General features: G+C 58.8%; 16 protein-coding genes and 1 tRNA gene. 8 read left to right on the plus strand and 9 right to left on the minus strand.

Translation table 11 applies throughout. The features are described 5' to 3' along the window. Nucleotides 1-3: 3 nt before the first annotated feature. The 4 genes from SCARR_RS11495 to SCARR_RS11510 form a co-directional block, all read right to left on the minus strand. Nucleotides 4-90, minus strand: a tRNA-Leu gene (locus SCARR_RS11495). Nucleotides 91-152: 62 nt separating this feature from the next. Next, nucleotides 153-791, minus strand: coding sequence for a tRNA (adenosine(37)-N6)-threonylcarbamoyltransferase complex dimerization subunit type 1 TsaB (tsaB, locus tag SCARR_RS11500; RefSeq protein ID WP_136061721.1), 639 nt, complete (start codon nucleotides 789-791; stop codon nucleotides 153-155). Next, nucleotides 788-1216, minus strand: a complete 429-nt coding sequence (tsaE, locus tag SCARR_RS11505) for a tRNA (adenosine(37)-N6)-threonylcarbamoyltransferase complex ATPase subunit type 1 TsaE (protein ID WP_136061722.1) — start codon at nucleotides 1214-1216, stop codon at nucleotides 788-790. The genes tsaB and tsaE overlap by 4 nt, the downstream gene beginning before the upstream one ends. A gap of 65 nt (nucleotides 1217-1281) precedes the next feature. Beyond that, nucleotides 1282-2976, minus strand: coding sequence for a hypothetical protein (locus SCARR_RS11510; protein ID WP_136061723.1), 1695 nt, complete (start codon nucleotides 2974-2976; stop codon nucleotides 1282-1284). A gap of 131 nt (nucleotides 2977-3107) precedes the next feature. Between SCARR_RS11510 and SCARR_RS11515 the strand changes: the two genes are divergently transcribed. Continuing rightward, nucleotides 3108-3935 (plus strand): alpha/beta hydrolase, encoded by an 828-nt coding sequence (locus SCARR_RS11515; protein WP_136061724.1) that lies wholly within the window; start codon nucleotides 3108-3110, stop codon nucleotides 3933-3935. A 14-nt stretch (nucleotides 3936-3949) separates the two neighbouring features. Here the strand turns inward: SCARR_RS11515 and amrB are convergent, their stop codons facing one another. Next, nucleotides 3950-5383, minus strand: coding sequence for an AmmeMemoRadiSam system protein B (gene amrB / locus SCARR_RS11520; RefSeq protein WP_136061725.1), 1434 nt, complete (start codon nucleotides 5381-5383; stop codon nucleotides 3950-3952). Between the two features lie 111 nt (nucleotides 5384-5494). Here amrB and SCARR_RS11525 point away from each other — a divergent pair, with 111 nt between their 5' ends. Beyond that, the gene (locus SCARR_RS11525) at nucleotides 5495-6298 is read left to right on the plus strand and encodes an alpha/beta hydrolase (protein WP_136061726.1); all 804 of its coding nucleotides are present in this window, start codon (nucleotides 5495-5497) and stop codon (nucleotides 6296-6298) included. On the opposite strand, the gene SCARR_RS11530 is transcribed toward SCARR_RS11525, so the two are convergent. Genes SCARR_RS11530 through SCARR_RS11540 form a run of 3 tightly spaced genes read right to left on the minus strand, consistent with a single transcriptional unit; the run spans nucleotide 6235 to nucleotide 7914 of the window. Continuing rightward, the gene (locus SCARR_RS11530; protein ID WP_136061727.1) at nucleotides 6235-6612 is read right to left on the minus strand and encodes a cupin domain-containing protein; all 378 of its coding nucleotides are present in this window, start codon (nucleotides 6610-6612) and stop codon (nucleotides 6235-6237) included. The genes SCARR_RS11525 and SCARR_RS11530 overlap by 64 nt on opposite strands. Beyond that, nucleotides 6590-7165, minus strand: a complete 576-nt coding sequence (locus tag SCARR_RS11535) for a hypothetical protein (protein WP_136061728.1) — start codon at nucleotides 7163-7165, stop codon at nucleotides 6590-6592. The genes SCARR_RS11530 and SCARR_RS11535 overlap by 23 nt, the downstream gene beginning before the upstream one ends. 44 nt (nucleotides 7166-7209) lie before the next feature. After that, on the minus strand, nucleotides 7210-7914 hold the full coding sequence (locus SCARR_RS11540) for a DUF1643 domain-containing protein (RefSeq protein WP_136061729.1): 705 nt from the start codon (nucleotides 7912-7914) through the stop codon (nucleotides 7210-7212). A 229-nt stretch (nucleotides 7915-8143) separates the two neighbouring features. On the opposite strand from SCARR_RS11540, the gene SCARR_RS11545 reads away from it, so the two are divergent. From SCARR_RS11545 to SCARR_RS11560, 4 genes are all read left to right on the plus strand, one after another. Continuing rightward, nucleotides 8144-9061: a CvpA family protein gene (locus SCARR_RS11545; protein WP_136061730.1), complete on the plus strand. Its 918-nt coding sequence runs from the start codon at nucleotides 8144-8146 to the stop codon at nucleotides 9059-9061. A gap of 89 nt (nucleotides 9062-9150) precedes the next feature. Next, complete coding sequence (locus tag SCARR_RS11550) at nucleotides 9151-9753, plus strand: penicillin-binding protein activator LpoB (protein ID WP_136061731.1); 603 nt, start codon at nucleotides 9151-9153, stop codon at nucleotides 9751-9753. A gap of 69 nt (nucleotides 9754-9822) precedes the next feature. Beyond that, nucleotides 9823-11232: a hypothetical protein gene (locus SCARR_RS11555; protein WP_136061732.1), complete on the plus strand. Its 1410-nt coding sequence runs from the start codon at nucleotides 9823-9825 to the stop codon at nucleotides 11230-11232. A gap of 12 nt (nucleotides 11233-11244) precedes the next feature. Next, the gene (locus SCARR_RS11560; protein ID WP_136061733.1) at nucleotides 11245-12264 is read left to right on the plus strand and encodes an LPP20 family lipoprotein; all 1020 of its coding nucleotides are present in this window, start codon (nucleotides 11245-11247) and stop codon (nucleotides 12262-12264) included. A 130-nt stretch (nucleotides 12265-12394) separates the two neighbouring features. Here SCARR_RS11560 and SCARR_RS11565 read toward each other — a convergent pair whose 3' ends face one another. Further along, entirely contained in the window at nucleotides 12395-13366 is a 972-nt protein-coding gene (locus SCARR_RS11565; RefSeq protein WP_136061734.1) for a hypothetical protein, read from the minus strand. Nucleotides 13367-13697: 331 nt separating this feature from the next. Here SCARR_RS11565 and metH point away from each other — a divergent pair, with 331 nt between their 5' ends. Together metH and SCARR_RS11575 are read left to right on the plus strand one after the other, a co-directional pair. Then, nucleotides 13698-17399, plus strand: coding sequence for a methionine synthase (metH, locus tag SCARR_RS11570; protein ID WP_136061735.1), 3702 nt, complete (start codon nucleotides 13698-13700; stop codon nucleotides 17397-17399). Further along, complete coding sequence (locus tag SCARR_RS11575) at nucleotides 17396-19225, plus strand: bifunctional homocysteine S-methyltransferase/methylenetetrahydrofolate reductase (RefSeq protein ID WP_136061736.1); 1830 nt, start codon at nucleotides 17396-17398, stop codon at nucleotides 19223-19225. Before metH ends, SCARR_RS11575 begins: the two co-directional genes overlap by 4 nt. Nucleotides 19226-19302: the final 77 nt, after the last annotated feature.

Consider the following 19302-nt stretch of genomic DNA (forward strand, 5'->3'; position numbering starts at 1 on the left):
GAATGGTGCACCCGAATGGAGTCGAACCATCACGCCATTGCTGGCACAAGAACCTGAATCTTGCGTGTCTACCAATTTCACCACGGGTGCGGTAAAGGGCGATATGTATAGCGATCCGCCCAAAGCGAGTCAACGCCCGAAATTCAAAAAAACTATGCGGGAAAACGCGGGGCAATAAAGACCGGCGGGTGCATGTAGAGCGGCTCGAAAGGTTCAGAGGCGATTCCGCGTTCCAACCGCTGGGAAACAAGCAGTCCCAGTGCTCCGGCTGTTGGGAAAACCGGTGCGGCGTTTCCCAGGGTACGGAAATTTTCGAGAAGCTCCTGCAGGCGGTCGTGGTCGGGGCTGACCACAAGGGCGTCGGGGGGGACAAACCCAGCCAGCTCGTCGAGCTCCATCAACTGGAATTCTTTCTCAAGCTCAGTGCCGGAAAACACGCCGGCCCACACCTTGCTGCGCCGGGCATCGCCAACCACCGCAGTTTGGGGGGCGCCGCATTGCGCCGCCAGCGCCGCACCGCTGTTGAGCGCATAGACCGGCGCCTTGGACGGCGCCGCGAGTGAATTGATTACGGAGAATCCGATGCGCATGCCGGAAAAGGCGCCGGGGCCGCGCCCGACGGCAAAAAGATCGACGGAGCTCCAATCGACGGCCATTTCGGCCATGGAATCGAAGAGTTGCTGGCGGTTCTTGAAGGTTTCCTCCCAACTGCTTTCCGCCGACACCGCGCCGCCTTCAACGAGGGCAATGCTGCCGAACCGGGAACTGAGGTCGATGGCAAAAATCTTCATGCTTCGTTCTCCCTGAAAATGCGGAACGTGCGCGTTCCAGTGTGTGAGTCGGCCTTGATTTGAACGTGCAGCAGATCCGGCGGGAGCAGGCCTTCGGCGCGCTCAGCCCATTCGATGGCGGTGATGCCGTTGACATCGAAATATTCCTCGAGGCCGAGGCCGAGCGCCTCCTCGGGGCCGGACAGGCGGTAAAGGTCGATGTGATGGAGCGGCAGGCGACCTTCGTACTCGCCGATGAGCGTGTAGGTCGGGCTGGTGATCGGCTCGTCGATGTCCAGCGCGGCGGCGTAGCCTTGGATGAAGCAGGTTTTGCCTGCGCCAAGGTCGCCATGCAGGGCGATGACCGTTCCGGGGCCGAGCTCGTCCGCCAGTTCGGCGGCGAGGGCCCATGTCTCATCAGGGCTGTTTGTTTCAACAATGCGCATGAGGTGCTCTCTTTCAGAAAAAATGCGACGGGAAACTACAATCCTCTTCCGACCATTGAAAGTTTCTATTTTGCGAAGTTGATCCCAAAGCTGGTCGGCGGGCTGGAGACTTCCATGCCGTCGGCATAGACGGCGATGACGCGGATGCGATTGGGGCCTTCGCCCACGAGTTGCTCGTCGAGCACCAGTTCGGCACCCCGCTCGTAGACCTTTTCGTCGAGCAGCTGCAGGCCGCACACCAGCTTCAGCATTTTGGGCGTTTCCCCGCCGCCGATCCGCACCTTAATGCCGTGTTCATACTTTCCAAGCCGGGCCACATCGGGCAGCACCTCCACGGAACGCCCCAGACGGTTTACGGTAAAGGCCTTGTCGAACGATGCATTGAACTGAACCAGATGCTTGATCATCGCAACGGCGCGCAGTTCGTGGTAGCCGTCGGAAATCTTTTCCACATCGACATGAAAAGAGAAGTCTTCCGAAACGTCCTTGACCAGCCGGCCGTCGAACAGGAACGAATAGAGGTACTGCACATTCGATGCACGGCTTTGGGCTTGCACCATATAGGTAAAGTCGTGCTCCAGCTTGTCAGCCCCAAGCACCTTTACGGCAATCGGCACGGCATAGGGCTTGGCCAGCGGATCGCCCAGCAGCAGGCTCTGCAACGGGCAGGCGATAGACTGGTAGAAGCTTTCAAGCATCGTGCAGCCGGAGGCATAATGGACGAAAAAACGCGCCGTCGGAAACTTGTCCGGGTTGGAATAGGGCTCCACCACCGCGCCGGCCGATGCCGTTGCGCCAGCCTTGAGCCATTCGGTCATCTTGGTCTGGGGCTTTTGAAACTCGGCGCTCCAGCTGGTGAGATGCTCCGCCATGGCGCCAGGGGCGAACGATTTGACCGAGGACGGATCCACCTTCTCCGCACCCACCATCAGACCCATGACGTTTTCCGCGCCGGCCGGAAAATTGGTGGTAACAACCGCTTCGATCTGACGCTGCTTGAGTTCATTCACCGCCGGATAAAACTGGTATTCGCGGCACTTGGAGCGGACGTCGTCGGTCTGGACAAAATAGATGCCTTGGCGCTGGCCACGAAAGTCCGACTGCTGCCCGCGTGTGATGGTGTCGAGCACCGTCTGCATGTCGGTTCCCTTCTCGCCGATATAGCCGAGCATCATGCTGGGCAGCGGCATGCGCTCTCCCAAGCCGCCTTGCAGATAGGCGGCTTCGGGCGGCACCTTCGCATCCATGCCCAGCCCGTTCTTGTTCATGCCCAGCGACATGCCCGGCAGGTTGAGCTTGAGCCGCTGGTTCGGCCCCGCGAATAGTTTGGAGAGGTATTTCCCCTCCTCCACCAGACTCAGCCCCGGCATTTGGTTGCGCACAAAGGTCATCCCGCCGACCGACATCTGCTTGCGGTCGCTGGCGTCGGTTTTGACGCGGATCGGGAAATCAACGGAATAAACCCACGCCATGATTTGCGGAGCGATCCCCTGCCGCTCCGCCGCGGCGTTGGCCGGCTCCCAGATCAGCTTGGCGAACTGCTCGGGCGTGATGGTGGCGGATCCGCCATAGGCGCTTTCCGGCACATCGAGATAAACCAAATTGTTCTTGGGGATCTGCCGTGCGGCCACAAAAACATTCGCCGCCAGCATCGACGCCTGCGACCGACGGTTCACCACCACCAGCACCTCGTGCGGCATCTGCGCCCAAGCACTCGACGCCATCATTAGCCCCATCAAAATCTTCCCGAATTTGAACATACTATTTCCTTTTGCCTTATTGGCTGGTGAATATGCGGGTTTGAGGAGGAGAATTCAACCCGCATGCAATAAAAGCTGTTTCTTGTTGCTGAAGGCTAATACCATTAGTCTTTTCTCAAGAAAGGATTTCCATGACCCAACGTACACTCATGACATCGGCTCTGCTGGCTTGCGCCACATGCTCCACAGCCGGGCTCGACCGTTTTTTCTACCACCCCGACTCGACGGTCTACACCACCCCCGCCCAAGACGGTCTGGCCTATGAAGATATCCAATTCAGCAGCGCGGACGGAACGAAGCTCTCCGGCTGGTTCATCCCGGCCAAGGGAAAAGCGCGCGGAACCGTCGTGCACTTTCATGGCAACGCTCAGAATATGAGCGCCCACTATTCCTTTGTTTCCTGGCTGCCGGCCAACGGATTCAATCTTTTTGTTTTCGACTACAGGGGCTATGGAAAGTCGGACGGCAAGCCTTCCCGCCAAGGCGTCTACGAAGACTCCGTGGCGGCCCTTGAATATATCAAATCGCGGAAAGACATCGACCAAAGCAAAATCATTGTCTTTGGCCAAAGCATCGGCGGGGCAAACGCGCTGGCGGTTTTAGGGAGCCATCCATTCGACGGCATCGTCGGCATTGCCACCGACTCGGCCTTCTCTTCCTATAAAAGCGTGGCGGCAGAGCATGCAGGATGGCTCAAGCCCTTTGCCTATTGCCTCATCGGCAACAAGCACAGTCCCAGCAAACACATCGCCGGAATATCCCCCACCCCCCTGCTCATCATCCACGGCACACAAGACCGCGTGGCCTCCTACAAACACGCCCAAAAGCTGTTCGAAAAAGCGCAGGAGCCGAAAGAGCTATGGACCATTAAAGGCGGAGGCCACACAGCCGCCTTGGGGCCGTTCAAAAACGAATATGCGCCGAAACTCTACGCCCGGTTCATGGAGTGGACTGAATAAACAACACGGAACAGCTACACCGGGCCCTCGCTGAAAACAACGGCCTCAAAGACGTCAAATTCGCAACCGGTTTTCCAATCATTGGAACCAAGCCCGGCCTTTTGGGCGAGATGCGAAAGGGTTTCCTCCAAGCCCCAGCCCTGCTCGGGGGCGACCTGCGGCAGAAAAACGGCGGAGTGCATGCCCTTGCTGAGCACCACGCCGTGCCGGCCAATCTCGATGTCTTCAATAGAGCCGACGGGGCGCGGCGCGGTGAGCGCCGAGATTTCGATCTTGATTTCGGGCAGCTCGTCCTCGCGCAGCCGCGGGAAGCGCGGATCATGGAAGGCGGCGTTGAGCGCCTGCTCGGCCACGGCTTCGTGCAACTCGCGGCGCGGCAGGATTTCGCCGATGCAGCCGCGCAACTGCCCATACTTGTGGAGGGTGACGAAGGCCCCCATGATCTCTTGCATCGGCGGCGTGATTTCGATCTCCAGATCCGACTCGCCATCCTTGAGCCGCTGGGCGATTTGGTGGCGGGCCAAGGCCAGAAGAGAAAGTTTGTCGGCCGCGGAAAGCGGATGCGCTGCAACGAGGCAAGATGCCTTGTCCACATTTCCCCATTGCCCCGAAACGGCGGCGGCGACATAGCTGACGCAGTGCGACCAGTCGCCGGTGAGATCGCCGGAGGTTTGATATTTCAGCAACTGCACCTTTGCGTCTTCGGGCAGCATGGCGAGCAGCACGGCAATCGGGCTTCGCCCGCAGATGGTGGCGCCGGTGCTTTGGATGTATTGCAGAAAACCGTCCAGGTTTTTCTGCTCAACAAACTTGAACGCGCCCAGGTCGAGGTTTTCGAGGTTTTGCTGGATGTCGTCTTTGAACGGAACATAGTCGAAGGAGCGGCCATAGTGGGTGAAGTCGGAGCTAACGACCACGAGCGTCTCGGCATCGATGTTTTCGAGCAGCGTTGCGCCAATCCGCCGCGCGCTGCGCTCGTCGAGCTGGCCGCAAACCATCGGCACCAGCTTGAAATCGCCCAGCGCCTGCTGCAGGAACGGCAGCTCGATCTGCACGCTGTGCTCGCTGGCGTGGGCGCCCGAGTGCGACTCGAACATCGGGTTTTCCCACAGCTTCTCCACCAACACACGGTCGATTTCGATGAGTCCGAGCGGGGTTTCAATATGCGAGGCGTCGGGGATGCTGACGGCGTCGAGCAGCGGCATCCGGTGGCTGGGGCCGATCACCACGACCCGGCTGAAGGAGCGGCCGACGATCGGCTTGATGCCGTGCGCGGCAACAAGGCCGGAATAGCGGTAGCCGGCGTGCGGCAGGAGCAATGCCATCGCATTCTCCATCGGTTCGCTTGATGCGGCTTCGAGCAGCGCATCGATCTCGTGCGCCAAATGCTTGGGATTGTCCGTATACCAGGTTCCCGCCAATTCCGATTTCAACACGTTTGTTTCCATAGCCTGTGCCCTCCGTTTACAGCTTGAAGCTACACCCGACAAAGCCGCGCCGCAACATTCCTGTGGCTGGAAAACTTGTACAAGGACACGGAAAACCCCAATGTTTTTCTCATGAATGGAAACATCTTGGGCCGGCTTGCGCTTTACGGGGGCATTTATGCTTTGCTGAACGTCTATGCCCTGCTCTTTTCCAACCGGCTGATCTTCAGGCCGCAAACGCCAAGCTATATCCGCCTGCCCGACGAGGTGAAAATCGAATCCGGCGGCGGGGAAACCATCAACGCCGTCTACCTTGAACACCCGGACGCGAAGTTCACCATCCTGTTCAGCCACGGCAACGCAGAGGATATGGGAAACGTGGTTCCATTCATGCGGCAGTTCCACGAGCTGGGCTATTCGGTGCTGATGTACGACTACCGTGGCTACGGCACCAGCGAGGGCTCGCCCAGCGAGCGCAAAGCCAAGCAGGACGTCGCGGCCGCCTACCGCTGGCTCGTTGAAGAAAAACAGGTTGATCCCAAAACCATCATTGCCCAAGGACGTTCGCTCGGCGGCGCCCCAGCCACTTGGCTGGCGGCCAACCGCGAAGTCGGCGGACTGGTGATTGAAAGCACGTTTGTCTCGGCCTTCCGCGTAAAGACCGTTTGGCCGCTGCTGCCGTGGGACAAGTTCAACAGCCTGTCCGCCATCAAAAAAGTAAAGTGCCCGGTGCTGGTTATGCACGGGCGGGACGATGCCATCATCCCATTCTGGCATGGCCAAAAGCTCTACGACGCCGCGCCGGGGAAAAAGATGAAGCTATGGATCAGCGACGGAAGCCACAACGACTACGCCTACGTCGCCGGCGCCGACTACTTCGACACATTCCAGCGGTTCAGCGAATCGTTTTCGAAAGGCACAAGCACGCCGAAGTAGGAGATCACGAGGTCGGCGGTGCCGGTGTTGATGATTTCGTGGACTTCGCCGGGCTCGACGACAACGGTCGTGCCGGCGGCGAGTACATAGGCAACGTCGTTGATGCGGATTTCTCCGGCGCCGGAAAGAATGGTGAACACCTCGGCCACGTCGGCGTGGGCATGTGCGCCGGCCTTTTCGCCGGGCGGAAAGACAGCGCGGGAATAGGTGGTGACGGGACCCAGTTCGCCGCAAGAAATCAACTCGCGCTTGCGCAGTTTGGCATTATGCGACACGCCCTTTTCAGGCACTTCATTGATTTTTATCAGCTTCATCTGTGGGCGGTGCTTCCTGTGGCGGGAACGGGCCGGCCACCTCTGGCAGCAACGCCGAAGTCCGCTGGCAGACGACCGTGCGTTCGCCCGGAAGGACGGTGAAATCGAACGGCACGCAAAACGCTTCAAGATTGGTTCCCGCCGGAGCACCCTGAGTGAACAGGCCCAGCACCCGGACTTCGCCCCCTTCCTGCACCACCACTCTAGCGGCAAGCTGGGCTTGCGACTGGACGGGCAGTTCGATCAGCTTCCCATCGAGCAAAGCAGAAAACGACCGGCGGCTTGCGGCCAAATCAGCGTCTGCAGCGCTCTTCTTCCATTTTTCAGGATATCCGGAAACGGCAACCTTGCCCACAACCTTCAAATCCCCGACGGAGCCGGCGGCATTTTTCGTCATGACCGCACGGTGCACTTCAACATCGAAGGTGTTGAAGAATTGCACCACGCGGACTGCCAGCACCTCGACGCGGGCCGTTGGCGTTACAGGAGCCTGCTCCTCAGCCAAGCACGCGAATGCCGTCAGCACCGTCCCTAGTACAATTTGCTTAAACATTCGTAAACCATGAACAAACCGATGCATGTTTACAAGAATCAAAATCAGGCGTTCAACGCCTGCGCCATGGTTTCCAGCCACTGCAGCTTCTTTTTTTGGAGCATGGGACTGGGATGGGCGTTCAGCAGCGGATGGACCTCCGAAGGCACGGTGCAGGTGGGTTCTCCCTCGATGCGCTGCAGGCATTGCTCGACCAAAGGAAGCAGCCCAAGATCCTGCCCCCACCCGAGCAGGATCGGCGCCGGGCTCCTGCGCTTACGCGCATGGGCGCACTCCGTCGCGCGCTCCGCGCAGAACATGCTGTGGACATGGCCGCCCATCACCCCCGTCAGCGCATCCACCTTCTGCAGAAAACTGCCGGACTTGGGATCACGCAAATCAGAAAGATTGAGCACGCGGATGTGCTTCCAGCCCGTGGAAACCGCCACGCGCATCACCTGGTACTGCGTATTGTCGGGCTGCGTGAGCACCAGCTCCTTGCGCATGGACGTTCCGTCCGTCGGATATTCAATTACCTCGTCAACATGCGCCGCATCCTTCGGGTGCGAGGACCCGGGGTTCATCATGATCACCACCACATCGGGCTCCATTTCGGAAATGGCCGACGGATTCTCCTGCGGGATGGAGGAGTCGACAATCTCCAGCACGCTGCGGCACTTGGCCCGCTCGCCGCTCATGAGCTGCAGTTCGTAGAAGTGGCCGTAGCAGGTGAAGCGTTTCTTTAATTCGGCGGCGTATATAAATTCCATAACGTGATCCAATTTGCGTATTGCGTATTGCGTATTGCGTATTGCGTATTGCGTATTGCGTATTGCGTATTGCGTATTGCGTATTGCGTATAAATGGGCGCCAAACTTAAGAAGGAGTCAAGCCATACGTAGTGCGCAATACGCAATAAGATAATAGAAGCTGATTTTAGGCTTTCTGCTCCGCAAATAACAACCTATCTTTCCTCTACTTGAACGAGTGGAGTTTTTTATGCACATTGTCATCGATATTCTAGCCGTCATCATCCTGCTGTTTTTCTTTCTAGCCGGCTGGCACAAGGGCGTTCTGCTGGCTTCTCTGGGCGTTGTTCGCGTGGTGCTTTCCTACGGCGCCGCCTATTTTGCCGGACGCCACATCGGCTTCTGGCTGGGCGAAGTCACCCATCGCCCGAGGCTCGTAACCATCCCGGTTGTGGCCGGCCTCACCTTTGTGATCATCACCTTTGTTTTCCACGTCGTCATGCACGAGATCCGCGAGACCCATAAGGAAAAAGAGCAGGAAAACCACTTTCACCTTCCGTGGTACAACTGCCTCGGAGGCGCCGTAATCAACCTTTTCGGCGGCACGCTTTCGCTGGCGCTGCTCTTCTGGCTGGGCGGCGTCTTCATGGTCGGCGCGGCCGGAACGCCGATCCCCGGTGCTGAAGCATCGCACTTTGGCCGGTTTGTCGAACGTACGGTCTACGAAACCACCTACCGCATAATTCCAAAGCATGGCAACGCGTCGCAGGTCGCGGCCATCGCCCGCACCGTCAGCGACCCCGCCCAAGGACTCGAACATGTGGAAAATGTTCTGGCCGCCGATTCCGTGCAGGCCCTGCTGGCCGACTGGAAACCCCTGGCCGAGGATCTGATGAGCGGCGATCCCGCCCGCATCGAACAAAACGCCGCCATGCAGCAACTGTTCAACGACCGCGCAACACTCGACGAGCTCAGTGCGCTCGGCGTGCTCTCGGAGCGCGAACGCAAATCCGCCTTATGCGAAAAACTCTCCCGCTTCGGCCGCAACGAGGCCATCCAGGCCAGCATGGAAAATCTAAGGGCCAAAGACCTGTTCGGCACCAACAAGATCACTCTCATCCTCCGCGACCCCGACTTCGACGTCATTGTCGGCGAAGTGCTCAAGTAGGCCTCCGGTTGGCATCTGCGGTTGACCTGCAAGCCTGCAGGCTATAACTTCGAACAAGTTTAAGCTATTGCAACCCCAAGGAGATTGCCATGAAAAGAAGTCAGCTGCTGTTCACCGTCGCCCTCGTTTCCGTTGTTGCGCTGAGCGGGTGCAAAACCAAGGTCAAGCGCGTCGCCGTCGATGAGCAGATCGATCTTTCCGGGCGCTGGAACGACACCGATTCCCAACTGGTTTCCGCCGAGATGATCGCCGACATCTCCACCCGCCCATGGGTGGAGGAGTACACCGCCAAGAACGGAAAAAAACCCGTTGTGATTGTCGGAACCATCCGCAACAAAAGCTCCGAGCATATTGAAACCGAAACCTTTTCCAAAGACCTTGAGCGCGAGCTCGTCAACAACGGCCGCGTGACCTTCGTAGCCAGCAACATCGAGCGAGGCGAATTGCGCGACGAGCGCAAGCAGCAGCAGATGTGGTCCACCGAAGAAACGCAAAAGCGCCTGGCGGCTGAAACCGGCGCCGACTACATGCTGCAAGGCGGCATCAAAACCATCATCGACAAGGAAGGCAAGGAGCAGGTCAAGTTCTACCAAGTCGATATGGAGCTGATCCATCTCGAATCCAACGAGAAGGTTTGGATGGGCGACAAGAAAATCAAAAAATACGTCAAGACCCCCCGCCGGAAGTGGTAGGCGCCCCGCCCCAGGCAAACTGGCTCCCTCATTCGAGGGGCCTGCGCCTGAGACGTATGCATAAACACCATGATGCAGCCCAAGTACAATCCGGTCCATATCCTTCTGTTCAGCGCCCTTCTTTTTCTGACGGGCTGCGCGAGCCTGCGCACGGACAAGCGCCAATATGCGGGAGTCGACAACATGCTGGCCAAGGGCGACTACGCCAAGGCCATCCAGCAAATCGAAGCCGTCAAGGAAAAGGCCTATACGTTCAAGGACCGCGCCGTCTACTACCTCGACATCGGCATGCTCCACCACTGGAGCGGCGACTATGAAAAAAGCAATGAAGCCCTCGAAGAGGCCGAACGGGCGATCGAGGAAAACTTCACCAAAAGCATAAGCCGCTCCGCCTCGTCGATGCTCATGAACGACAACATTCTGGCCTACGCCGGCGAGGACTACGAAGACATCTACCTCAACGCCTTCAAGGCGCTCAACTATCTGGCCCTCGGCCAAAACGACGCCGCCTTCGTCGAGGTCAGGCGCATCAACAACAAGGTCGCCCTGCTCGAAAGCAAATACGCCAAAGTGGCGGACAAGCTGAACGAGGCCGAAGAAACCCAGGAAACCTTTGCGCCGAGCAAAAGCCGGTTCCAGGATTCCGCCCTCGGCCGCTACCTCAGCCTGCTGCTCTACCGCAACGAGAACAAATGGGACGACGTCCGCATCGATCTGGAGAAAATCGCCCGGGGCTGGAAGCTTCAGCCCGAAATCTATCCTTTTGCCAAGCCCTCCTTTTCCGATGAAAAGGAGCGCCTACGTCCGCCCAAAGCGCGTCTCAACGTGATGGCCTTCAGCGGGCAGGCCCCCGACAAAAAAGCGCGCACCTTCTACATCCACACCGAAGAAGGAATCATTGTTCTCGCCGGCTCGTCCGAGAACTATCTCGGCAAGCAAAACCTCTCCGGCCTTAATGTCATTCCATGGCCCGGCATCAACGAAGGCTACCACTTCAAGCTCCAACTTCCCTACATGGAAAAGCGCCCGTCAAAAGCCGGGCGCATCGAAGTCGCGGTCAACGGACGGCCAGCGGAAAAGCTCGAGTCGCTGGAAAGCCTCGAAAACGCCGCCGTCGAAACCTTCAGCATCCAAATGCCGCTCATCTACCTTAAAACCATCACCCGTGCAGTTCTCAAAGGATTGGCCTCCGAAAAGGCCAAGCAAGACATGACGGCGAACATGGACAGCGGCATGGCCTTCTTCACCCGCATCGCCGCCGATCTGCTGATCGACACCACGGAAAACGCCGATCTGCGGGTGTCGCGCTTTTTCCCGGCCGAGGCCGCCATCCGCGAAATCCACCTCGACGAAGGCGTCTACGACATTACCGTCAATTACTACAGCACAAGCGGTTCCCTGCTGTACTCCGACAAAAGAACGGGCGTAAGCGTTGTCGCCGACCACTTGAATGTGCTTGAATCCGCGTACTTGAATTGAGGGGCTGGACGAATGGATGAATGGAAGCTTGGATTATTGATTCTGCTGGCCCCAATGTTGATCACGGGCTGCAAAACCCTGACCGGTGGAGAGCCCGACTGGATGGCGAACCCGAAAGCGGTCTACCCTGAAGCCCAATACCTCGTGGCCGTCGGCGAAGGCGACACGCGCCATGCCGCCGAAAACGCGGCGGACGCCAACCTCTCGCGCATCTTTGAAGCAAACATTCACTCCGATGAACGCCTCCTCGACCAATCCCGCGAATCCGGCGGCGCCTTCGAACGCACCACCGACTTTACCGCCGACATCAACATTCTCTCCTCTCAAACGCTGCACAACATACAACACGCCGAATCTTGGCGCGACGAACGCGCCCGCGTCCACGCCGTCGCCTACCTCGACCGCCGCGAAACCGCCGCCATCTACCGCGGCATGATCGACGAAAAGAATGCGCGCGTCCATTTTCTGATGGCCCAGGCGGAGCAGAGCGCCAGCCTGCTGAAAAAATATGCCGCCCTGCGCGCCGCCGGCCGGCATGCGGCCGAAAGCAAGCTGCTGCTCAGCCAGCTCAAAGTCATCCACCCCCCATCCGTCCCCGGCTCCACTCCAGGCTATTCTAAAAACAACCTCCGAAAAGCCCTGGCCGATACTGCCAAGCAGATCCGTGTGCAGATTCAGATCGCCGGCGACGACGAAAAGCGAATAACCTCCTGCCTAGAGGAACTGATCACACGCTACGGCTTCGTGGCCGGCCAGCCCGGAGTGCTCGCGGTCGATGGACGCATTGTCGTCACCGATACCGGCCAACGCACGCACGACCTCGTCTTCGTCCGCTACGAGCTGGCGGCACAGGTAAAGGATGCCGACGGCACCGTGCTGGCCTCCATTAATGAAAAAGGCCGCGAAGGCCACGTTTCAGTCGAGGCGGCGCGCATCCGCTCTTTCCGCACGCTTGAAAACGCGATCGAATCCCGCGTTGCGCTTCGCTTGGACACCTACTTCAACTCGCTCGTCGACGAATCTGCGCAGTAGAATTCCCCGCGCCGGCAAAAAAGTCCTCCTCCCCAATAATATATTTCGTGCCTCCCCGTTATACTGGCGTACAGGGGATCAACCGACAGGAGGCACCACAATGAATGCTCGAATCAAAACCGCCGCGGTCTTAACCGCAATCGTATCCGGAGCCGTCGCCGTAAGCGCACAGCCGCCGGAACAGCAGCAGCGCCAGCGCCAAGGAAAAGGACAGACCTGCCCCGCCTGCGGCGCACCCGTCATGCAGCAACGCCAGAACCAAAAGGGATCTGCAGGAAATGCCCAGCAGTTCCGGCGTGGAGGAAACCAGGCCCAAGGCCGGCAGCAGTTCCAGCGTGGACAGCAACAAGGCCAACCCACCCCGCAACAGATCCAGCAGTTCCAGCAGAAGCGCCAGCAACGGCTCCAAGGCACCCAAGGACAGGGGCAACAGCAGTATCAACGCAGCCCGCAGCAAGGCCAACCCACCCCGCAACAGATCCAGCAGTTCCAGCAGAAGCGCCAGCAACGGCTCCAAGGCGCCCAAGGACAGAGACAGCAGCAGTATCAACGCGGCCCGCAGCAAGGCCAACCCTCCCCGCAACAGATCCAGCAGTTCCAGCAGAAGCGCCAGCAACGGCTCCAAGGCGCCCAAGGACAGAGACAGCAGCAGTTTCAGCGCGGTCCGCAGCAAGGCCAACCCTCCCCGCAACAGATCCAGCAGTTCCAGCAGAAGCGCCAGCAACGGCTCCAGGGCGCCCAAGGACAGAGACAGCAGCAGTATCAACGCGGCCCGCAGCAAGGCCAACCCTCCCCGCAACAGATCCAGCAGTTCCAGCAGAAGCGCCAGCAACGGCTCCAAGGCGCCCAAGGACAGAGACAGCAGCAGTTTCAGCGCGGTCCGCAGCAAGGCCAGCGCCAATTGACGACGCAACAGCGGCAACGGATTCTGAAGCGCTTTGACCTCGATGGCGACGGTCGCTTGTCCGACGAGGAAAAGGCCACCCTCAAAGAACAAATGAAGCAGCGAAGCCAAGAAGGTAACGCCAAAAAAAACCGCAAGCAGCGTCCGCAACCAAAACCTGAAGCAACAGACGAATAACCCCAACTCAAAACGTACCATCGGCGGCGCAAGGAATCTCCCCCCTCTTTTCCTTGCGCCGCTTTTCTCTGGCACCACCCAGGCAAATCAAAACTCGATTCAAGAATTTTGATTATTCTGTCCACTATCGAGGACCATAGTCGTTTTATACTTTGAGAAACTTTACTGGTTTCTTCTTCCTATGGTGGCGCAGGGCACATACCCCTCTAGCTCTGCGCCACCACCTTTTTCTCTTCCAACCCTCTGAAAAACCGCTAAAACTCCTTTGCTTTAACCAATGCAATTATTTTATATTGCAATATCCGGATAAACGGATATATACCTTCCAGCCTTTGAAAACAAGAGGGATAGAATGAGCGAAAAAAAACAATTTGGGAACTACACCTCGGAAAGCGGCAACCGCTTTGCCGGCCTGCTTTCACAACAAGTACTGATTCTGGACGGCGCCATGGGCACCATGATTCAGAAGCATAAGCTCGAGGAGGCCGATTTCCGCGGCGAACGCTTCGCCGCCCACCCTTCCGACCTCAAGGGCAACAACGACCTGCTTACCCTCACCAAGCCGAAGGTGATCGAAGATATCCACGTGGCCTTCCTCGAAGCCGGCGCGGACATCATCGAAACCAACACCTTCAGTTGCACCACCACCTCGCAGGCCGACTATGGGCTCGAATCGCTCGTCCGCGAGCTGAACATTGAAGGGGCCAAGCTGGCCCGCCAGGCCCTTGACCGCGTATTGGCAAACGATCCGGCGCGCACGCTGTTTGTGGCCGGCTCCATCGGCCCCACGAACCGCACCGCCTCCATTTCGCCGGACGTCAACGACCCCGGCTACCGCGCCGTCACCTTCGACGACCTCGTCGCGTCCTACTCCGAACAGACCGAAGCGCTCATCGAAGGCGGCGTCGACGTCCTGCTCGTTGAAACCATTTTCGACACCCTCAACGCCAAGGCGGCTTTGTTTGCCATCGAGGAAGTATTCGAGAAGACCGGCCAACGCCTGCCCGTGATGGTTTCGGTAACGATCACCGACAAATCCGGACGCACGCTTTCCGGCCAGACGCCCGCCGCGTTTTGGTACAGCATCGAGCACGCAAAGCCGATTTCCGTCGGCATCAACTGCGCGCTCGGCGCCGAAGACATGCGCCCCTATCTCGAAGAACTGGGCAAAGTGGCCCCCTGCTACATCAGCATCTACGCCAACGCCGGCCTGCCCAACGCCTTTGGCGGCTACGACGACACGCCGGAAGACATGGGCAAAATCTACGACAACTTTGCCCAGCACGGCCTCGCCAACATTTGGGGCGGATGCTGCGGCACCACGCCCGACCACATCCTCGCCATGGCCGAAGTCGTTAAAAAGCATCCGCCGCACGTGCCTCCGCAGCCCGATGCCTACCCGCACTTCAGCGGGCTTGAGCCGCTGCGCATCACGCCGGAAATGAACCTCGTCATGGTCGGCGAACGCTCCAACATTACCGGCTCGCCCAAATTTGCCCGCCTCATCCGCGAGGGCGATCTCGAAGCCGCGCTGCAGATTGCCCGCCACCAAGTCGAAACCGGCGCCAATATGGTTGACATCAATATGGACGAAGGCCTGATCGACTCCGAAGCCATGATGGTCAAGTTCCTGAACCTCGTAGCCTCCGAGCCGGACATCTCGAAAGTGCCGATCATGATCGACTCCTCTAAATGGGAGGTCATCGAAGCCGGACTAAAATGCGTACAGGGCAAGGCCATTGTCAACTCGATCAGCATGAAGGAAGGCGAAGACGCTTTCCGCGAGCATGCCCGCAAGATCCAGCGCTACGGCGCCGGCATGGTTGTTATGGCCTTCGACGAGCAGGGCCAGGCCGACACCACCGAACGCCGCATTGAAATCTGCACCCGCGCCTACAACATTCTCGTTGGCGAGCTTGGCATCGATCCGACCGACATTATTTTCGACCCCAACGTGTTCCCCATCGGCACCGGCATGGAAGAGCACCGCATCAACGCCGTCTCGTTCTTCGAAGCCACAAAAGTCATCCGCGAAACGCTGCCTGGCGTATCGGTCAGCGGCGGCATCAGCAACGTCTCGTTCTCGTTCCGAGGCAACAACCGCGTCCGCGAAGCCATCCACGCCGCGTTCCTCTACCACGGCATGGAGGCCGGCCTGAACATGGGCATCGTCAACCCCGGCATGCTCGAGGTCTACGACGAGGTTCCCGCCGATCTGATGAAAGCGGTCGAAGACGTGGTGCTCAACCGCACCGACGACGCCACGGAATGCCTGATCGAGTTCGCCGAACGCATTAAAGCCGAAGGTGGCGACGCCAAGAAAGAGGCCGAAACCAAAGAATGGCGCAACGGCTCGGTTGAGGAGCGGTTGTCGCATGCATTGGTCAAGGGCATCGTCGACCACATTGATGTAGACGTCGAAGAGGCGCGGCAAAAGTATGCCCGGCCGCTCAACGTGATTGAAGGCCCGCTGATGGCCGGCATGGGTATTGTTGGCGATCTGTTCGGCTCCGGAAAAATGTTCCTGCCGCAGGTTGTGAAGAGCGCGCGCGTCATGAAAAAGGCCGTCGCCTACCTGCTCCCGTTCATGGACGCGGAAAAGGGCGAAGGAGAGTCTTCCAGCGCCGGAAAAATCCTGATGGCCACGGTGAAAGGCGATGTCCACGACATCGGCAAGAACATTGTCGGCGTCGTGCTCGCCTGCAACAACTACGAGGTGAAGGACATCGGCGTCATGGTTCCATGGCAGACAATTCTTCAGGAAGCCAAAGACTGGGGCGCGGACATTATCGGCCTGTCCGGCCTGATCACGCCGTCGCTCGACGAAATGGTGCACGTGGCCAAAGAGATGGAGCGGGAAGGCATGAAAACTCCGTTGCTCATCGGCGGCGCAACGACCAGCAAGAAACATACGGCCGTAAAGATCGAGCCCGAATACGGCTCCCCCGCCGTCCACGTTCTCGATGCCTCGCGTGCCGTCGGCGTAGTGCAGTCGCTGCTGAGCCACGACGTGGCCTACCGCCGCGCGCTGAAAATCGAATACAACGCCATCCGCGAAACGCACATCGCTTCGCAGGAAGCCCGCGAATTCCAAACCATGGAAAAGGCGCGCGCCAATGACTTTGCAACCGACTGGACATCGTACGCACCGCCCAAGCCGTCCTTTACCGGCATACAGGTGGTCGATCAGGTTTGCGCCGAAGACCTCGTTCCCTACATCGACTGGCTCCCCTTCTTCTGGACCTGGGAACTAGAGGGCAAGCTTCCCGGAATCCTAGAGAAGCCCGAGGCCAAAGCGGTCTACGACGACGCGCAGGCGATGCTCAAAAAGATCATCGACGAAAAGCTGTTTTCGTTCAGCGGCGTGCACGGATTTTTCCCAGCCAACCGCGTCGGCGACGACATCGAAGTCTACACCGATGAAACCCGCACCGAGGTTAAGACCGTCCTGCACAACCTTCGCCAGCAGATGATCAAAAAGGATGGCACCCCCAACCGCAGCCTCGCCGACTTCATTGCGCCGAAAGACTCCGGCGTGGCGGACTACATCGGCGGCTTTGCCGTCACCTCCGGCTTCGGCGTCGGTGAGCTGGCGCAGCAATACCGCGAAGACCACGACGACTACAACTGCATCCTCGTCCAATGCCTCGGCGACCGGCTGGCCGAAGCCTTCGCAGAATATCTGCACAAAAAGACCCGCGACGACTGGGGCTTCGGAAAAGAAGAAGACCTGAACTTCGAGGAATTCATCCGCGAAAACTATCGAGGCATCCGCCCGGCGCCCGGCTATCCCGGTTGCCCCGACCACACGGAAAAGCGCACGCTCTTCCAACTGTTGGAAGCCACCGAAAACACCGGCATCGAACTGACCGAAAGCATGGCGATGAATCCGCCCAGCTCGGTCTCCGGCCTCTACTTCTCGCACCCCGACTCGCGCTACTTCCCCCTCGGCCGCATCAACCGCGACCAAGTCGAAGACTACGCCGCCCGAAAAGGATGGACGGTTGAAGAAGTTGAAAGATGGCTTTCCCCCAACTTAGGATACGACGCATGAAAAACATTCTAGAACTAACCAAAGAACGCCCGCTGATATTCGACGGGGCGATGGGCACGATGATCTATTCCAAAGGCGTGTTCATCAATACGTGCTACGAACACCTCTGCATCACCAATCCGAAGCTGATTGCCGGCATCCATCAAGAATATGCCGAGGCCGGCGCGGACGTGATTGAAACCAATTCATTCGGCGCCAACCGCATGAAGCTGCAGGGCCATGGATTGGCCGACCAGTTGGAGGAGATCAACCGTGCATCCGTCCGACTGGCGCGCGAAGCCGCCGGCGGCGACGCGCTGGTGGCCGGTTCCGTAGGCCCCATTCTCAAATCAGGCCAGGTCTTTCTCGACAACCAGGCCGACGAGCTGGCTGAGACCTTCCGCGAACAGCTCGCCATTCTGGCCGACGAAGGCGTCGATTTTTTCATGCTCGAAACCTTCACCCATATCCAAGAAGCCCAGCTCGCCGCCCAAGTCGCCAAAACCTTCGGCCTTCCTGTTTTTGTCTCCATGACCGTCGGCGTAAGCGGCGAAACGGAAAAGGGCCGAAAGATCGAGCAGATTATCCAAACGTTGGAAAACGACGGCAACGTCGATGGTATCGGACTCAACTGCGGCGTCGGCCCGGCGGCCGCCTATTCCAATGCCGAGCGCGCCTTGCCCCTTACCACCAAGCCGATGGTGGTCATGGCCAACGCAGGTTACCCGCAGGAGGTTGATGGACGCATGATCTACATGGCCTCGCCGGAATATTTCACCGAATACGCCAAGCGCATGATCGAGCTCGGCGTGCGCGGCGTCGGCGGATGCTGCGGCACCACGCCGGCCGACATTGACACGATGGCCAAGAGCATCAAATCGATGACCGGCGTGAAGAAGCACGTGGCCATTGCCAGCTATACAAGCCAGGAAGCCCCGAAAGTCGATGTGATTCCTCTGGCGGAAAAATGCGGCTTTGCCGCCAAGCTGGCGCGCGGCGAAAAAGTGACCAGCGTGGAAATCACCCCACCCCGCTCCATCGATCTGAAACCGATGCTCGCGCAGTGCCAAACCTGCAAAGACGCCGGCATCGACGCCATCAACATTCCCGACGGCCCGCGCGCCAGCGCGCGCATTTCGCCGATGGTCGCCGCGCTCGCCGTTGAACGCGAAGTCGGCATCGAGACGGTGCTGCATTATTGCTGCCGCGACCGGAACCTGATCGGCATGCAGTCCGATCTGCTCGGTGGCTATGCGGGCGGGCTGCGGAACTATCTCATCATTACGGGCGATCCGCCCAAGCTCGGCGACTACCCCGACTCCACGGCCGTCTTCGACGTCGATGCCGTGGGCCTCACGCAGGTGGTCACGAACCTCAACCACGGCATGGACGTGGGCGGCAACCCGATCAATCCGCCGACCGGCATCCTCATCGGCGTGGGCGCCAACCCGTGCGCCGTCGAACCCGAGCGCGAGTTGCAGCATTACATGAACAAGATTAATGCCGGCGCGGAATATGCAATCACCCAGCCGATCTTCGACCCCGAAGCCCTGCTGCGTTTTCTCGACGCCGCGGAAGCCAAGGGTGGCTCCATTCCGGTGGTCGCCGGCGTTTGGCCGCTGGTCTCGTTCCGCAATGCGGAATTTCTGGCCACCGAAGTACCCGGCGTCGAAGTGCCCGACTCGATCCTCGAACGGATGAACCACGCCAAAACCAAAGAAGACGGACGCAAGCTCGGCATCGAAATCGCCCGCGAAATGTGCGCAGCCATTTCAGACCGCGTCGCCGGCTACCAAGTCAGCGCCCCCTTCGGCATTGTTGACCTCGCGCTGCAGGTGCTGGAATAATGCATTGACTCGCATTCGCTTGCCAACACGGGATGAGCGACTATATTGGCGAGCATAGCGAGTTGATATTTCGAAAG

Source organism: Pontiella sulfatireligans (assembly GCF_900890705.1).
Taxonomy (GTDB): Bacteria; Verrucomicrobiota; Kiritimatiellia; order Kiritimatiellales; family Pontiellaceae; genus Pontiella; species Pontiella sulfatireligans.

Coding starts and splice junctions, on each gene's coding strand:
- tsaB (WP_136061721.1), bottom strand. CDS start 791: ATGAAGATTTTTGCCATCGACCTCAGTTCCCGGTTCGGCAGCATTGCC.
- tsaE (WP_136061722.1), bottom strand. CDS start 1,216: ATGCGCATTGTTGAAACAAACAGCCCTGATGAGACATGGGCCCTCGCC.
- SCARR_RS11510 (WP_136061723.1), bottom strand. CDS start 2,976: ATGTTCAAATTCGGGAAGATTTTGATGGGGCTAATGATGGCGTCGAGT.
- SCARR_RS11515 (WP_136061724.1), top strand. CDS start 3,108: ATGACCCAACGTACACTCATGACATCGGCTCTGCTGGCTTGCGCCACA.
- amrB (WP_136061725.1), bottom strand. CDS start 5,383: ATGGAAACAAACGTGTTGAAATCGGAATTGGCGGGAACCTGGTATACG.
- SCARR_RS11525 (WP_136061726.1), top strand. CDS start 5,495: ATGAATGGAAACATCTTGGGCCGGCTTGCGCTTTACGGGGGCATTTAT.
- SCARR_RS11530 (WP_136061727.1), bottom strand. CDS start 6,612: ATGAAGCTGATAAAAATCAATGAAGTGCCTGAAAAGGGCGTGTCGCAT.
- SCARR_RS11535 (WP_136061728.1), bottom strand. CDS start 7,165: ATGTTTAAGCAAATTGTACTAGGGACGGTGCTGACGGCATTCGCGTGC.
- SCARR_RS11540 (WP_136061729.1), bottom strand. CDS start 7,914: ATGGAATTTATATACGCCGCCGAATTAAAGAAACGCTTCACCTGCTAC.
- SCARR_RS11545 (WP_136061730.1), top strand. CDS start 8,144: ATGCACATTGTCATCGATATTCTAGCCGTCATCATCCTGCTGTTTTTC.
- SCARR_RS11550 (WP_136061731.1), top strand. CDS start 9,151: ATGAAAAGAAGTCAGCTGCTGTTCACCGTCGCCCTCGTTTCCGTTGTT.
- SCARR_RS11555 (WP_136061732.1), top strand. CDS start 9,823: ATGATGCAGCCCAAGTACAATCCGGTCCATATCCTTCTGTTCAGCGCC.
- SCARR_RS11560 (WP_136061733.1), top strand. CDS start 11,245: ATGGATGAATGGAAGCTTGGATTATTGATTCTGCTGGCCCCAATGTTG.
- SCARR_RS11565 (WP_136061734.1), bottom strand. CDS start 13,366: ATGGTACGTTTTGAGTTGGGGTTATTCGTCTGTTGCTTCAGGTTTTGG.
- metH (WP_136061735.1), top strand. CDS start 13,698: ATGAGCGAAAAAAAACAATTTGGGAACTACACCTCGGAAAGCGGCAAC.
- SCARR_RS11575 (WP_136061736.1), top strand. CDS start 17,396: ATGAAAAACATTCTAGAACTAACCAAAGAACGCCCGCTGATATTCGAC.